This is a genomic window from Plantactinospora sp. ZYX-F-223 (genome assembly GCF_039649625.1).
Classification (GTDB): domain Bacteria; phylum Actinomycetota; class Actinomycetes; order Mycobacteriales; family Micromonosporaceae; genus Plantactinospora.
The window spans coordinates 1-14,947 of sequence record NZ_JBDJAV010000030.1 but is presented as its reverse complement, the minus strand read 5'-3'; the positions used below and the strand labels follow the sequence as shown (position 1 = coordinate 14,947).

General features: G+C 71.3%; 14 protein-coding genes, 1 tRNA gene, 1 pseudogene and 1 riboswitch. Of the genes and pseudogenes, 9 read left to right on the top strand and 7 right to left on the bottom strand.

Translation table 11 applies throughout. From position 1 onward, the window contains the following. Positions 1-33 precede the first annotated feature (33 nt). Both AAH979_RS27540 and AAH979_RS27535 read left to right on the top strand, forming a co-directional pair. The gene (locus AAH979_RS27540; protein WP_346261034.1) at positions 34-1,251 is read left to right on the top strand and encodes a histidine kinase; all 1,218 of its coding nucleotides are present in this window, start codon (positions 34-36) and stop codon (positions 1,249-1,251) included. Then, positions 1,242-1,886: a response regulator transcription factor gene (locus AAH979_RS27535; protein ID WP_346261033.1), complete on the top strand. Its 645-nt coding sequence runs from the start codon at positions 1,242-1,244 to the stop codon at positions 1,884-1,886. Before AAH979_RS27540 ends, AAH979_RS27535 begins: the two co-directional genes overlap by 10 nt. Positions 1,887-1,933: 47 nt before the next feature. Here the strand turns inward: AAH979_RS27535 and AAH979_RS27530 are convergent, their stop codons facing one another. Then, positions 1,934-2,527 carry a DedA family protein gene (locus tag AAH979_RS27530; RefSeq protein ID WP_346261111.1) on the bottom strand — a complete coding sequence of 198 codons (594 nt, stop codon included), beginning with the start codon at positions 2,525-2,527 and terminating at the stop codon, positions 1,934-1,936. A 276-nt stretch (positions 2,528-2,803) separates the two neighbouring features. Here AAH979_RS27530 and AAH979_RS27525 point away from each other — a divergent pair, with 276 nt between their 5' ends. From AAH979_RS27525 to AAH979_RS27515, 3 genes are all read left to right on the top strand, one after another. Next, entirely contained in the window at positions 2,804-3,532 is a 729-nt protein-coding gene (locus tag AAH979_RS27525) for a hypothetical protein (RefSeq protein WP_346261032.1), read from the top strand. A 169-nt stretch (positions 3,533-3,701) separates the two neighbouring features. Beyond that, complete coding sequence (locus AAH979_RS27520) at positions 3,702-5,048, top strand: hemolysin family protein (protein ID WP_346261031.1); 1,347 nt, start codon at positions 3,702-3,704, stop codon at positions 5,046-5,048. Next, positions 5,045-6,100: a hemolysin family protein gene (locus tag AAH979_RS27515; protein WP_346261030.1), complete on the top strand. Its 1,056-nt coding sequence runs from the start codon at positions 5,045-5,047 to the stop codon at positions 6,098-6,100. The genes AAH979_RS27520 and AAH979_RS27515 overlap by 4 nt, the downstream gene beginning before the upstream one ends. Here AAH979_RS27515 and AAH979_RS27510 read toward each other — a convergent pair. Then, positions 6,097-8,082, bottom strand: a complete 1,986-nt coding sequence (locus AAH979_RS27510; RefSeq protein ID WP_346261029.1) for a peptidoglycan recognition family protein — start codon at positions 8,080-8,082, stop codon at positions 6,097-6,099. The genes AAH979_RS27515 and AAH979_RS27510 overlap by 4 nt on opposite strands. A gap of 266 nt (positions 8,083-8,348) precedes the next feature. Further along, positions 8,349-8,489: riboswitch (cyclic di-AMP (ydaO/yuaA leader) on the top strand. 12 nt (positions 8,490-8,501) lie between these two features. Between AAH979_RS27510 and AAH979_RS27505 the strand changes: the two genes are divergently transcribed. Continuing rightward, positions 8,502-9,542, top strand: a complete 1,041-nt coding sequence (locus AAH979_RS27505) for a C40 family peptidase (RefSeq protein WP_346261028.1) — start codon at positions 8,502-8,504, stop codon at positions 9,540-9,542. A 153-nt stretch (positions 9,543-9,695) separates the two neighbouring features. On the opposite strand, the gene dcd is transcribed toward AAH979_RS27505, so the two are convergent. Then, positions 9,696-10,274, bottom strand: coding sequence for a dCTP deaminase (gene dcd / locus AAH979_RS27500; protein ID WP_346261027.1), 579 nt, complete (start codon positions 10,272-10,274; stop codon positions 9,696-9,698). Positions 10,275-10,374: 100 nt separating this feature from the next. On the opposite strand from dcd, the gene AAH979_RS27495 reads away from it, so the two are divergent. Beyond that, entirely contained in the window at positions 10,375-10,947 is a 573-nt protein-coding gene (locus AAH979_RS27495; RefSeq protein ID WP_346261026.1) for a pyridoxamine 5'-phosphate oxidase family protein, read from the top strand. Between the two features lies 1 nt (position 10,948). On the opposite strand, the gene AAH979_RS27490 is transcribed toward AAH979_RS27495, so the two are convergent. Further along, entirely contained in the window at positions 10,949-11,935 is a 987-nt protein-coding gene (locus AAH979_RS27490) for a zinc metalloprotease (protein WP_346261025.1), read from the bottom strand. A gap of 214 nt (positions 11,936-12,149) precedes the next feature. On the opposite strand from AAH979_RS27490, the gene AAH979_RS27485 reads away from it, so the two are divergent. Further along, positions 12,150-12,223 (top strand) — tRNA-Gly (locus AAH979_RS27485). 89 nt (positions 12,224-12,312) lie between these two features. On the opposite strand, the gene AAH979_RS27480 is transcribed toward AAH979_RS27485, so the two are convergent. From AAH979_RS27480 to AAH979_RS27470, 3 genes and pseudogenes are all read right to left on the bottom strand, one after another. After that, the gene (locus tag AAH979_RS27480; protein ID WP_346261024.1) at positions 12,313-12,807 is read right to left on the bottom strand and encodes a tyrosine-type recombinase/integrase; all 495 of its coding nucleotides are present in this window, start codon (positions 12,805-12,807) and stop codon (positions 12,313-12,315) included. A 24-nt stretch (positions 12,808-12,831) separates the two neighbouring features. Next, positions 12,832-12,960 (bottom strand): hypothetical protein, encoded by a 129-nt coding sequence (locus AAH979_RS27475; protein WP_346261023.1) that lies wholly within the window; start codon positions 12,958-12,960, stop codon positions 12,832-12,834. Positions 12,961-13,196: 236 nt separating this feature from the next. After that, positions 13,197-13,244, bottom strand: a pseudogene (locus AAH979_RS27470) (hypothetical protein); the annotation flags it as partial. Positions 13,245-13,622: 378 nt separating this feature from the next. Here AAH979_RS27470 and AAH979_RS27465 point away from each other — a divergent pair. Further along, a complete protein-coding gene (locus tag AAH979_RS27465) occupies positions 13,623-14,924 on the top strand; it encodes an IS256 family transposase (protein WP_346261022.1) in 1,302 nt (433 codons plus the stop codon). Positions 14,925-14,947: the final 23 nt, after the last annotated feature.

Genomic DNA, 14,947 nt, shown 5'->3' with positions numbered 1-14,947 from the left:
ACCTGTGGAAAACCACACCGGTAGCCTCCAGAGGTGTCAGCAGGGCCGGAGAACGTGACCGACGGCGCCGCTCCGGCGGCCCGGCGGGACGCCGGCCGCGCCCTGCCCGGCCTGCTCCGCCGCTCGCTGCGGCTCGGCGCCGGACTGCTGATCGGTGCGGTGACCGCGGCGGTGGAGCTGACGTACCTGCTCGGGCTCGGGTCGATCCTGCTGGTGCTCTGGGTACGGGCCGAGTCCCGCCGGACGGCGGCGGAGCGGATAGTCGAGCGGATCGAGACCGGCGCCCGCCAGTTGGCCGAGGTCGAACGGTGGCGGCTGGCGACGTTCCTGGAGAGCGAGAACGCGGCCGACTACACCGGTAGCCGGGCCGTGCGCTATCTCGCCGTGCGCTGGGCGGTCGGCATGCTCGGCGGCTCCGTACTGCTGCTCTTCGGCTGGGGCGTGCTCTCCGGCGGGGTCTGGATCTGGGAGGCGGTACACGGCGAGAGCACCCTGCTGACCTTCCTGGCGCAGCTCGTACTCGGGCTGGTCGGCCTCTTCCTGGTGGTGCAGGGCGCGACCGGCGTGGTTGCGCTCGACCGTCGGGTGGCCCGGCGGTTCCTCGGCCCGAGCGGCCGGGAGGTGCTCGAACGCCGGATCACCGAGCTGGCCACCAGCCGGGCCGGGGTGGTGGCGGCGGTCGACGCGGAGCGGCGGCGAATCGAGCGGGACCTGCACGACGGCGTACAGCAGCGGCTGGTCGCGCTCGGCATGCTGGTCGGCCGGGCCCGCCGTACCGCCGACCCGGCCAAGGCGGCGGACCTGCTGCGCCAGGCGCACGAGGAGTCCGGCCGGGTCCTCGACGACCTCCGCGAGGTGGCCTGGCGGGTCTATCCGACTGCGCTGGACAACCTGGGGCTGGCCGACGCGCTGGCCCGGGTCGCCGAGCACGCCGGGCTGCCGGTCCGGATCGACCACCGGCTGATTGGGCGGCCGGCGCGGGCGGTCGAGACGGCCGCGTACTTCGTGGTCTCGGAGGCGGTGACGAACGCCGCCAAGCACGCCCGGGCCAGCCGGGTCGATGTCGAGGTCGCGGTCCGGGACGGCCGGCTGGTCGTGACGGTCGTCGACGACGGCGTCGGCGGTGCCGACCCGGCTGGCGTCGGGCTGTCCGGGCTGGCCCGCCGGGTCGCCGCCCTGGACGGCCGCTTCCGGGTGGAGAGCCCGGCCGGCGGCCCCACCACCGTCGTCGCGGAGCTGCCATGCGAGTGATGTTGGCCGAGGACTCGATCCTGCTCCGCGAGGGGCTGGTCCGGCTGCTGGCCGAGGAGGGACACCAGGTAACCGCCGCCGTCGGCGACGCGGACGCGCTGGTCGCGGCCATCGCGGCGGACCCGCCGGACGCGGTGGTGGTGGACGTGCGGATGCCGCCGACCCACACCGACGAGGGGCTGCGCGCCGCGCTGGAGATCCGCCGCCGCTGGCCCGCCGTCGGGGTCCTGGTGCTCTCCCAGTACGTCGAGAAGCGTTACGCCGTCGAGCTGCTGACCAGCCAGAGCGGCGGGGTCGGGTACCTGCTGAAGGACCGGGTGGCCCAGGTCGGCGAGTTCCTCGACGCGCTGGCCCGGGTGGGCGATGGTGGCGCCGCCTTCGACCCGGAGGTGGTACGCCAACTGCTGGCCCGGACCAGTCACACCGACCCGCTGAGCCGGTTGACCGTACGGGAGCGGGCGGTGCTGGACCACATGGCGCAGGGGCACACCAACGCCACCATCGCGGCGCAGCTACACGTCTCGCAGAGCGCGGTCGAGAAGCACGTGAACGCCATCTTCGACAAGCTCGACCTGGCGCACGTCACCGGGTACAGCCGGCGGGTGCTCGCGGTACTCCGCTATCTGGGCGGCTGACCGGGGCCGGACCGGGCCGCCGCGGTGGACGGCCCGGAACCGGCGGGTCACATCCGGTGGCGGCTGCGCGGCCGGTCGCGGCGGGCCAGCCGGGAGAGCACGAACCAGCCGACCGCGATCACCACCACCGCGATCACCACCTTCTGGAACAGGCTGGCGTACTCCTCGACCCGGTGCCAGTTCTCGCCGAGCAGATAGCCGGCCAGCACGAAGACGGTGTTCCAGATCAGGCTGCCGAGGGCGGTGCAGAGCAGGAAGGTGCCCAGCCGCATCCGTTCGATGCCGGCCGGGATGGAGATCAGGCTGCGGAAGATCGGGATCATCCGGCCGAAGAAGACCGTCTTGACCCCGTGCCGGACGAACCACGCCTCGGTACGGTCCACGTCGGCGAGCTTGACCAGCGGAAGCCGGGCGGCGATCGCCCGGGTACGCTCCCGGCCGAGTAGCGCTCCGACGCAGTAGAGCGCCAGCGCGCCGACCACCGAACCGAGGGTGGTCCAGAAGATCGCCGACCAGAGGCTCATCTCGCCCCGGCTGGCGGCGAAGCCGGCGAGCGGCAGGATGATCTCGCTGGGCAGCGGCGGGAAGAGGTTCTCCAGCGCCACCGCCAGGCCCGCTCCGGGGGCACCGAGCGTGTCCATCAGGTCGGTCGCCCACTCGGCGATCCCGCTCAGCGGGGTGGGTTCGGCGGCCAGCGGAGCCGTATCATCGATCATGAATTCGACGCTAGCCGGTGCCACCTGTCCAAACCCTGTGGACCGGCGCCCGATCGACTGCCGGGCACCACAGTCACGCACTGCGGTGAACCACACACGGCGCTCGTTCGTACCTGTCGATGCCGGACCGCCGTCGGCGGTCCCGAACCAGGCGATGGCGGGCCGGCGACGGCCCCAGGACCGCGAGGAGGCGGGCGCCGCGTGGCGGAAAGCGCACCACACCGGATGGCGGCGGAGTCGAGTGGACGGCACCGGAAGGCCGGGCCGGTCGACCGGCGCGACCGGTCGGGACGCCGGCTCCGGGTGATCTCCACGGTGGGGCTCGGGGTCGGGCTGCTGTTCCTGGCCGTCCCGTTCGGCGCGGAGACGCTCCGGACGATGGGCTGGGGTGGCGGCACCGAGCCGGGGGTCGGCGTACCGGCGGCGGTGGCCAGCCCGCCGGCACCGGATCCGACCCCGGCGGCCTACCCGACCCCGGACGACGTCCTGCCGACCGGTACGCCCGGAACGACCCCGACGCCGACCTCCAGCCCGACCTCCCGGGCGACCGGCGCTCCCGCGCCGACCCCACCCGCACCGTCGAGCTCGTCGCGGCCACCGCTTCAGGGCGCGGCGGCACCGACGCCACCCGCGACCACCAGCCCACCGCCCCCGCCGGCCGCCCCGCCGCCGCCCCCGCAGCCCGTGCTGCTCGGCCCGGACGGCCGGGACGAGCTGGCCCGGATGATGGACCGCTACTGCGACGAGCACGTCGGCGGGGCGAGCTGGGCGGACACCCGTGACGACGGCGGCTGGGAGTGCGAGCGGCTGCTGCTGCCCTCCCGCACCGTCGACATGGACCGGGCCTGCCGGGACACCTACGGCGACGGCGCGTTCGCGGAGAACCCGGAGGGCCGGGACCCGTTCGGCTGGCGCTGCCTGCGGCGCTGAGCAACCCGTGCGGAAGCCTCGCCGGCCGCCCCGGGCACGCCGGCCCACTCACCGTGGCCACCGGGCAGCCGCCGCCTGGTCGGGCCGGTACTGTGCTCGATAATCGCGGGCCGGACGCAACCACGGTCGAGGTGAACGGATCATCGACGCCCTACTCCTCACCACCCTGTTGCCGCTGGTCGGCTTCGTCCTGCTGACCGCCGGCAACGCCTTCTTCGTCGCGGCGGAGTTCGCCCTGGTCACCGTCGACCGGGCGGAACTCGACCGGCGGGTGGCCGGCGGCGACCGGCGGGCCGGCACGGTCCGCAAGGCGCTGCGGGAACTCTCCTTCCAGCTCTCCGGCGCGCAGCTCGGCATCACCATCACCGCCCTGCTCACCGGCTATCTCGCCGAGCCGGCGCTGGCGAAGCTCTTCGCCCCGCTGCTGCGCCCGGTCGCCGGGGACGCCACCGGGCGGGTCACCCCGCTGCTCGCGCTGGCCCTGGCGACGCTGCTGTCGATGCTCTTCGGCGAGCTGGTGCCGAAGAACGCCGCGCTGGCCCGGCCGATGCCGACCGCGCTGGCCACCGCCGGGCCGATGCGGACCTTCTCCCGGATCTTCGGCTGGCTGATCCGGGGCCTGAACAACTCGGCGAACTGGCTGGTCCGCCGGCTCGGCGTCGAACCGCAGGAGGAGTTGGCCAGCGCCCGCTCCCCCGAGGAACTCGGCCTGCTGGCGGCGATCTCGGCGCGGGCCGGGGCGCTGCCCCGGGAGACCGCGATGCTGCTGCAACGGACTATCCGGTTCGGCGACAAGCGGGCCGCCGAGGCGATGACGCCCCGGGTAGACGTGGTCGCGCTGCGGGCCACCGCCTCCGTCGCCGAGCTGCTGGCGCTGGCCCAGCAGACCGGCCGGACCCGCTTCCCCGTCTACGAGGAGACCGTCGACCTGGTCACCGGGGTGGCCGGGGTCGTCGACGCGCTGGGCGTACCACCCCACCGCCGGTCCCGCACCACGGTGGCCGCGGTGGCCCGCGAGCCGGTGTACGTGCCGGAGAGCCTGGACCTGGACGGCGTACTCGCGGCGCTCCGCTCGGCCGGCGCGGACCTGGCGATCGTGGTCGACGAGTACGGCGGCACCGACGGGGTGGTGACCGTCGAGGACCTGGTCGAGGAGCTGGTCGGGGAGATCGCCGACGAGTTCGACCCGGTCGCCGAGGAGTTCGACCCGGTCGCCGAGGAGTTCGCCCCGGACGCCGCGCCGGAGACCCCGGTCGAGTTGACGGTGCCGGGCGGGGAACGCACCGTGCTGGTCGACGGGGTGCTGCGCGAGGACGAGCTGGTCGAGCAGGTCGGCTTCCGGCTGCCCGAGGGCCCGTACGAGACGTTGGCCGGGTTTCTGCTGGCCCGGCTCGGCCACATCCCGGTGGCCGGTGAGACCGTCGAGGAGCAGGGCTTCGAGTTCACCGTGGTCGAGGTGGTCCGGCACCGGATCGAGCAGGTCCGGGTGGTCCGGCCCGAGGAGGCCGCCGGGTGAACCTGCTGATCACCCTCGGACTGCTGCTCGGCAACGCCTTCTTCGTGGGCAGCGAGTTCGCGCTGATCGCCTCCCGGCGTACCGTGATCGAGCCGCTCGCGGCCGGGTCGCAGCGGGCCCGGTGGGCGCTGTCGGCGATGAACCAGATCCCGCTGATGATCGCGGGCGCCCAGCTCGGCATCACCATCTGCTCGCTCGGGCTCGGCGCCATCGCCGAGCCGGCCCTGGCGCACCTGCTGGAGGAGCCGTTCCACGACCTCGGGCTGCCGGACCGCGCGGTACATCCGATCGCCTTCGTGATCGCGCTCGGCGTGGTGGTCTTCCTGCACACCGTGATCGGCGAGATGGTGCCGAAGAACATCACCCTGGCCGGGCCGGAGCCGTCCGCGCTCTGGCTCGGGCCGGCGATGCTGGCGTTCTGCCTGGCGACCAAGCCGCTGCTGCTGGCGATGAAGTGGACGTCGGCGCGGATCCTGCGGCTGTGGCGGATCGAGGCGACCGACGCGGTGAAGACGGTCTTCACCGCCGAGGAACTGGCCGGGCTGGTCTCGCAGGCGCGGACAGAGGGGTTGCTCGGTTCCGAGGAGCATGCCCGGATCACCGGCGCGCTGGCGCTGAACCGGCGTACCGCCGCGGACGCGCTGCGGCCCTGGGCGGCGGTCACCACCGTGGCCGAGGACGTCTCTCCGGCCTCCCTGGAGGTGCTGGCGACCCGCACCGGCCGGTCCCGGTTCCCGGTGGTGCAGCGGGCCACCCGCCGGGTGCTGGGCTTCGTGCACGTCAAGGACGTCCTCGGGTACTCCGGTGCGGCCCGCCGGGCGCCGGTCCCGACGGAGCTGCTCCGGCCGCTGGCCGTGGTGCCGCCGGACCGGAGCCTGGCCGACCTGCTGCTGTCGATGCGCCGGGAGCGCCGGCACATGGTGCTGGTCAGCGACGGGCGGGTGCCGATGGGGGTGGTCACCCTGGACGACGTGCTCACCGCCGTCGTCGGGACGGCCACGGACCCCACCGGCACCGGTGCGCAACCCGCGCCGGCCGCCGGCCAGGTCTAGTGCGGCGCGCCGATCGGCGACGGCAGCAGGTGTACGTCGTCGGCGTTGACGAACATGATCCGGTGACCGAACTGGATCTGGACGTACCTCAGGTCGCCCCGGACCACCGTCCAGTCACCGGGTGACGAGCCGTCGAAGGTGGTGGCCCGGTAGTACTCGCTGGGCAGCACGTTGCCGACGGCGTACCGCTGCCCGGCGGCGAGGGTGTACTGCAACGGCGTGACCGCCTGCACCGGCACGCCGGCCGGATAGGCGTCCGGCTCCGGGTACGCCCTGCCGTACACCGGGATCGTCGCCCGGCCCGGCTTCGGCGTCGCGACCAGCCCGAGCGCCCACTTCGCGGTCGGGTTGCCCCTCGGGTTGTGGAACCACGCCTTCTGCCCGAGATACCAGATCGCCGTCCAGTCGCCCTGCCGGCCGGCGAGCGCGTAGGTCTGCCCGGCCGAGGCCCGGGCACCGTGGTCGGAGATGTGCATGGTGTTCGGGGTGCCGTCCGGGCGCAGCGCGATGTCGTTCACCAGCGGCGCGTCGGCGGCTGGCGCGGTACGCAGGATCACCGACGACGATCCCCGGGCCGGGCACGGCACCCCGGCGGTCTCGCAGCCGGTGAAGGCCGGCCGGTTGGTGGCGAAGTCCGGGTCGATGGTGACCAGGCCGGCGGCCGGGATGCCGACGCCCCGGAACGGCGCCTTGAGCAGGTCGAAGTAGTGCGACCAGTCCCAGTACGGGCCCGGGTCCCAGTGCATGCCGCGCACGTTCGCCGGCAGGATGCCCGGGACGTTGTCGTGCCCGATGACGTGGTCGCGGTCCAGCGGGATGTCGTACCGGTCGGCGAGGTAGCGGACGAGTTTGGCCGAGGTCCGGTACATCGCCTCGGTGTACCAGGTGCCCTGGGCGGCGAAGCCCTCGTGTTCGAGGCCGATCGCCTTGGCGTTGACGTACCAGTTGCCGGCGTGCCAGGCCACGTCCTTGCCCTTCACGTGCTGCGCGATGTGCCCGTCCGCCGAGCGGAGCGTGTACTGCCAGCTCACGTAGGTCGGGTCCTGCACCAGCCGCAGCGTGGTGTCGTAGCTGCCCTCGGTGTCGTGGATGACGATGTACTCGATCTTCTGCCGGCCCGGCCGGTCGGAGAGGTCGTGGTTGCCGTAGTCGCCGTCCCCGAACGCCTGGTAGGGGGCCGGGATCCACTCGCAGGAGATGTCGCGCGGGCACTCCAGCCCGTCCGGGCGGGGCGTGCCGGGCAGGCCGAGCCGGTCCAACCAGGAGCGCTGCGGTGCGATCCCGGGGCGGCCGGGCAGGGTGATCCGATGGCCGTCGTCGGTGGTCCGGGTGGCGCCCTCGGCGAGGGTCCGGTACACCTCGTCGGCGAAGGCCGCCGCGGCGTCCGCGCGGTCGCTGCCGGCGTACCGGGCCACCGCGCCGTACCAGGCCGCCGGGTCGCTGGCCGGGCCTGTCGGCGCGGCCAGCGCCTGCTGGTACGACGCCAGCAGCGCCGCCCCGCCCCGGATGTTCGCCGCCGGTTCGGCGCGGAGTAGGTGTTCGTCGACCCCGGTCAGCGCGGCGGCGGCGTCCAGGGTCTGCCCGCCGGGCGGTGCGTCGCCGGTCCGGTCGGCGTACGGGCCGGCCGGTCCGGTCACCGGTCGGGCGGGTCGGGCGTCGTCACCGCGCCGGTCCTCGCCGTGCTCGGGGTGTTCCGGCTCGGCGGCCAGCCCGGCGACGTCGGTCAGGTGCATCGGGCCGTACCCGCCGCTGGTGCTCGGCGTGCCGGCGTTCGTGTCCCAGCGAGATTCCAGATAGGAGACGCCGAGCAGCACGCTCTCGGGTACGCCGAACTCGGCCGCCGCGGCGGCGTACTCCTGTTGCCGGGTGTCGGGGGATGTGACGGTGGCTGGCGCGGGGCTGGCCGGCAGCAGCGCGGCGGCGCCGACGACCGCGGCCCCGATCGCGATTCTCCTGCTCAGCGGGTGTCTGGTGGGAAGCATCGAACCTCCATGAGCCGGGGGTGGGCCTGAAGATCACCCTCCACCCGGGACCGGTGCCCGTCAATACCTGCCGACAAAGCTCGTCGCTATGCAGAAAACTTTCACCGACACGCAGCGTGTTCGGCGTGTCCCAGTGGCTCCCACCGTCAGCGACCGGTCCGATACCTAACGAATCGACTCAGATCACGGGGTTGCGTTTGGATAACACCCTTCTCTAGTGTTGGGGACCGTCGAGCCGACGGCAGGCCGCCTAGCCGGGCGGCGACGTCTCGACACCGCCGAATCGTCACACTCAGCGAACCGGGGACCCGAGCTTCATGGGGTGAATCCGCGTCTCACGCGGTAGGGCGACAATCTTCCCGCCCGAACCCGTCAGCTAACCCGGTAGGCGGGCTACGGAAGAAGGAGTACGGACCCCGGTGGCTCCCCCTGCCCCGTCGCGGTCGCCATCCCTCCGGTCGGCATCCACCGACGCCGGGAACGCGAAACCGCGCCCTCGAAGGTCCATTCTCGCCATCGCGCTCACCGCACTGGCCAGCGCCGCGGTGTTGCTCACCGGCACGACGCCGGCGCTCGCCGAACCGTCGGTGGCCGAGATCGAGCAGCAGATCGACACCGCCTGGCGCAAGCTGGAGCCGGTCGTCGAGAAGCACAACGCCACCCGGCAGGACCTGGCCGCGAAGAAGAAGCAGGCCGCCGCCCTGCAGAAGAAGATCGCCCCGCTCCAGTCGCAGATCGACGCCGCGATGAACCGGGTGAGCGACTTCGCGGTGCAGGCGTACAAGGGTGACAAGGCCTCGGCGGTCAACGCTCTGCTCACCTCGAAGTCGCCGACCGCGCTGGTCGGCCAGCTCTCGGTGCTCGACCAGTTCGCGCGGCAGCAGCAGCGCGAGGTGCAGGCGGTCGTCGACCTCAAGGACAAGTACGCCTCCCAGAAGGCTCCGCTGGACCGGCTGGTCAGCCAGTTGACCAAGACCGAGAAAGAGCTGGCGGCGAAGAAGAAGGAGATCGACGCCGAGGTCGAGCGGTTGCAGAAGCTGCGGATCCAGGCGTACGGGAACGGCTCGGCCGGCCCGCTGCGGCCCGCACCCTGCCCGGCCACCTACCCCGGAGGTGCGGCCGGCAAGGCGGTCAAGTTCGCCTGTGCCCAGATCGGCAAGCCGTACAAGTGGGGTGCCGAAGGCCCCGGCTCGTACGACTGCTCTGGCCTGACCCTGGCGGCCTGGAACCAGGGCGGCGTATCGCTGCCGCACAACGCCCGGGCGCAGCGCAGCCAGACGGCCAGCATCAGCCGCTCCGCGCTACGCCCCGGTGACCTGGTCTTCTACTACGCCGACCTCAGCCACGTCGGCATGTACGTCGGCGACGGCTGGATCGTGCACGCCTCCCGGGCCGGCGAACCGATCAAGATGAAGCGGATGGACGACGGCGAGATCCACAGCTTCGGCAGACCCGGCTGACGCCTGTCGGACCGAGTCAACGGCAGAACCCCCGTCGCGCAGCTCAGCTGCGGCGGGGGTTCTTGCCGTTCGGTCCTGGTTCGCGTTCCAGCTTCCGGTCGGGCCCGGTCCGGGCCGTTCGGTGCCGGCGTGCTGCCGCTGTCGACCGCAGCGTCAGCGGGTGGGCCAGGTGCGCCAGTTCTGCCAGGAGCGGCTCGGGGTGGGGCCGCGCTGCCCCTGGTAGCGCGAGCCGTAGACGGCCGACCCGTACGGGTGGGCGGACGGCGACGAGAGCCGGAAGATGCAGAGCTGACCGATCTTCATCCCGGGCCAGAGCCGGATCGGCAGGTTGGCCACGTTCGACAGCTCCAGCGTGACGTGCCCGGAGAAGCCGGGGTCGATGAAGCCCGCGGTCGAGTGGGTGAGCAGGCCGAGCCGGCCTAGACTCGATTTTCCTTCGAGTCTTCCCGCCAACTGGTCGCCGAGGGAGATCACCTCCAGCGTGGAGGCGAGCACGAACTCACCCGGGTGCAGCACGAACGGCTCGCCGTCCGGCACGTCGACCAGCGAGGTCAGGTCGTCCTGCTGCACCGCCGGGTCGATGTGCGTGTAGAGGTGGTTGTTGAAGACCCGGAAGAGCCGGTCCAGGCGTACGTCGATGCTCGACGGCTGCACCAGCGCGGGCTCGAACGGCTCGAGCGCGAGCGTGCCCGCCTTGATCTCGATCACTAGGTCGTGGTCGGAGAGCAGCACCGGATCACCTTAGCGAGTCGTGCGAAGTCGACGGGCCGCGACCTCGCCGATGGGTGGGATCGGGGTAGGTGATCGAACATGTGTTCGATAGAATGTACCCATGGCATCCTGGTCCGAATTCGCCTCTGACGAGCCCCGACTCGCCGACGCGATCCGCGTCCTCATCCAGCAGTACGGCCCGGGTCTCGGCTACCTGGCGACCGTGCGCGCCGACGGTGGGCCGCGCGTGCACCCGGTGTCCCCGGTCATCACCGACGAGGGACTCTTCTGTTTCGTCGTCGACTCTCCGAAGCGGCGCGACCTCGAACGGGACGGGCGCTACGCGCTGCACTCGTTCCCTCCCGAGGACAGCGACGACGAGGCGTACGTCGCCGGCCGGGCCCGACCGGTGACCGACCAGGCGCGGGTGGACCAGCTCGCCGGCAACCTGCGGGCCGCACCGCAGGTCGACTGGCGGCTCTTCGAGTTCACCGTCGACGTGGCGATGGTCGCCCGGCACGGCAGCAACGGCGCCACGCCGCTCGCCGCCGGAGACCGGTCCGAGCGTCCCGCCGTGCAGGTCTGGCTCGACCCGGCCGGCGCGGCCGGCGGTCCCGAGGGCAGTGCCGCCGCCGCGCCAAAGCGACGCGGCCGGCGCCGGGCCGTCGAAGAGGCGCCGGTCCCGGCGTCCTGACCTACGGCTCGCGGAACGCCTTCCACGCCCTGAGCATCCGGAGCGCCTGCCCAAAGGTGAACTCGTACATGCAGGCGTCGACCGAGTAGTCCATGAAGTTGTGGATCGGGTCGAGGCCCGGCCTCGTCGTGCAGGTGTCCCGTCGCTGCGGGCAGCCGAAGCCCGGCTCCGCCTCGGCGGGCGTGTCGAAGACGTGATCGCCTCGACCCGCGCAGCCCTCCTGGAAGGTGTGGTAGAGGTTCAGCCAGTGTCCGATCTCGTGGGTGGCGGTGTCGCCCGCGTTGTACGGCGCCGCCGTGCCGCCCGGCAGCGACTCGGCGAGTACCACCACCCCGTCGTGCGGGTCGAATTCGCGCTTCGGAAAGGACGCCCAGCCGAGCAGTTCGTCGTCCAGTAGTCCGGTGTAGACGTTCAGGGTGTGCTTGCCGCCGACCCGCAGCGCACGCTTCATCTGCGCCTCCGCCGGGCTCTCCGGCACGATCGGATACCAGGCCGGGTTCACCACCCGGTTCACCTTCCTCAGCCTGAAGTGGAACGGCGTCCAGGCCCCACCGGTACGCCCGCCGAACGAGTCGTTCAACACCTTCAGTTGGGCGTTGATCAGTGACAGTGGGATGTCCCCGTCGGCCCGGGTCCGCCGCTCGCTGATCACGTGGAACACCACGTTGACGGTGATCCTGAGCCTCGCCGATATGCCAAGCGGTGCCACCCCGACCCGTTGTGCGTACGCCGAGTCCACCGCACGATCCAGTTCGGCGGCCTCGGTCGGAGTCAGCTCGTTCGGCTCGGTGGTGTGCGCCGCTCCGGGCCGCACTTTCCCATTTGGATGAGCCTCGGTCGTCTCGACGCAGCCCGGTCCGCCGGACCCTCCGGCCGAGCCCGGGGGTGCCGCCACGACCGGACCGGGTCCGAGCAGCAGGACGAGAAAGATGCTCGCCATGCCGGTCATGCCGGAACGCGACGACGGTCGCAGTCCACGAAACGCCATTGCCAACACCCTTTGCATCCGGAGAGTGGCTCTGTGATGACGCGGAGCCATAGTTGCAGGTGGGGCGGACGTTACTCGCCGTGGCCGTAGTTGCAAACGAGGCGGCACGGCGTGGTTCGCGACCGATCCGAGCGAGTGGCAGCGCGCTCGCCGCCGTACCCGGGGGGAGGGTGAGTGCATGATCGGACCCGACCAGGTACAGTGGGGTCCGCTCGCGGGTGTAGTTCAATGGCAGAACATCAGCTTCCCAAGCTGACAGTGCGGGTTCGATTCCCGTCACCCGCTCCAACCCGAAGGCCCTGGTCAGGACGTCAGTCCCAGCCAGGGCCTTCGATGTTCCAAGATTCGTGGTCATGTCGCGTGCCATTGGCGTGCCATTAGCCCCGGTACACCAGGGCGCCGGCCGCACCGTCATCCGGGTCGCCGGGCCGCGTGCCATCTGCCTTGCGTGCCTTCTTCTTGGCCTTCTTGCCGTCGGTCTTCTTGTCCGCCTTCCGGTCGCCCTTCTTCGTCTTCTTTCGCTCGGCCATCTCCTCGCCGCGCACGGCGGCGTCCAGCGCGGCGGCGATGGCTCGGTCGGCTTCCGCCGTCGCATGCTGGTAGATCAGCGCGGCTTGTGGTGAGTCGTGGCCCATCCGGGCCATCAGATCCCGGGTGCTGGCCCCGGTCTGCGCGGCGAGGGTGTTCCCGGTGTGCCGCAGGTCGTGGAAGTGGAGATTCGGCTGACCGACCTTCGCAACCGCCGCCTTCCAGTTGGCGAGCTTGTTGAAGTTGCCCCGCCAAATCGGCCGTCCGTTCTCGGTGGTGAACACGAACGTCTCGGGGTTGTCGTCGACGTCGGCGGCGAGGTGATCCGCGATTGCCGAAACCACGGCCGGCGGCAGGCTGACGGTACGTCAGCCAGCTCGGAACTTCGGCGGACCGAGCACCAGGCCGACGCCGCGCTGTTCGGTGAACGCCTGGCGTACGCGTACGCGTACCGTCCCCGTCTTGGTGTCGATGTCCTGCTGTTGTACCGCTGCCACCTCACCCCAGCGCAGGCAGCCGAAGGTCGGCGTTCGGCCGCCTTCTCCTGGTCGGCGCCCGTGATCCGGCACGGGTTCTTGGGCAGGATCTCGTCTTCGCGTACGGCGGTCATCAGCACCGCCCGGAGCAGCCGGTACGCCTTCGCCGCCATGCTTTCCGAGACGCCGTTGCCGAGCAGTTGCGCCCGCCACTCCCGGATCAGCGGCGTGTCCAGCCGGCCCAGCTCGACCCCGCCGAGGTAGGGCGCGATGTGCTTGCCGAGCAGCCAGCCGTAGAGGTGAATGGTGCGCGGCCGGAGGTTCGGGCGTTGCTCGATCCAGCGCGCCGCGTAGTCGCCGAGCTTGATCGTGGATCGCTCAGGGTCGGTCCACTCCCGCCGGGCAATCTGCGACTCGACCAGGGTCAGGTAGCGCTCTGCCTACGCCGCTGGCAGACAGCTTCAATGAACCTCGGCCAAATGACCACGTCCTGCAGCTACAGTCTTTGGGTCTAACAGTGACGGCAACAGAAGAGACGGTGCGAGCGCGGCGGGGCGCGCATGGGGTTGCGTCCATGGGAGTGGTGTACGACATGCCTGGTCACGGGCGTGTCGTGGAGTAGAAGACGGCCATCGTGAAGATCCTTTGAGACGGCTAAGTCAAGATCAAAGGAGAGCACCACGATGGCCGTACCCGAGCCTACCGACCCTGCCGGCTTCCTTCGTGAGCACCTCGCGTCGGCGTCACCGGACCTGCTACGAGACATGGTGAAGACGTTCGCGGAGGCGTTGATGTCCGCCGAGGCGGACGCGATCTGCGGCGTCCCGTACGGACAACGCAGCGACGAGCGTGTCAACTCCCGCAACGGCTACCGGAGCCGGGAGTGGGACACCCGGGCCGGAACGATGGAGCTGGCGATCCCGAAGCTACGCCAGGGTTCGTACTTCCCGGACTGGCTGCTGCAACACCGCCGCCGGGCCGAACAGGCACTCGTCTCGGTCGTGGCCACCTCCTACCTACTCGGCGTCTCGACCCGCCGGGTCGAGAAGCTGGTCGAGCAACTCGGGGTCAAGCAGCTGTCGAAGTCGCAGGTGTCGGAGATGGCGGCGCACCTGGACGCTCAGGTGGAGGCGTTTCGTAACCGGCCCCTCGACAGCGGCCACTACACCTTCGTCTGGGCCGACGCCCTCACGATGAAGGTCCGCGAGGCCGGACGGACGGTGAACCTACACGCCCTGATCGCGGTCGGCGTCAACGCCGACGGCGGCCGGGAGGTCCTCGGCCTGGACATCGCATCCGACGAGGACGGCGCCGGCTGGCTCGCCTTCCTGCGCTCGCTGACCGCTCGGGGCCTGTCCGGGGTCAAACTCGTCATCTCCGATGCCCACCGCGGCCTCGTCGCCGCGATCGGCGCCGCCCTCCCAGGCGCCGGATGGCAACGCTGCCGCACCCACTACCTACGCAACCTGCTGACCAAGGTCCCCAAAACAGCACAGCCATGGGTCGCCACCCTGGTCCGCACCATCTTCGACCAGCCCGACGCCGACTCGGTCCGCGACCAGTACACCCGAGTGGTCGAAACGATCGAACAGCGATTCCCCACCGCCGCAGACCACCTCGACACCGCCCGGGACGACCTCCTCGCGTTCACCGCCTACCCACGAGAAATCTGGCGGCAGATCTGGTCGAACAACCCACAGGAACGGTTGAACAAGGAGATCCGCCGCCGCACCGACGTCGTCGGCATCTTCCCCAACCGGGCCGCGATCATCCGCCTCGTCGGCGCCGTACTGGCCGAGCAAACCGACGAGTGGACCGAAACCCGCCGCTACATGGGCCTGGAACTACTCAACCGCGCCCGCCTGACCAGAATCGACACCGACGGAACCGACGACACCGGATCGGGGTGCTCGCGTACGCGGCGAGCAGCGCTCCTTTGCCGCCGTCGCGGTCCTGCCAGCAGGCGGCCAGGACCCAGACGGTGACCAGCAGCCCGAGGGTATCGGTC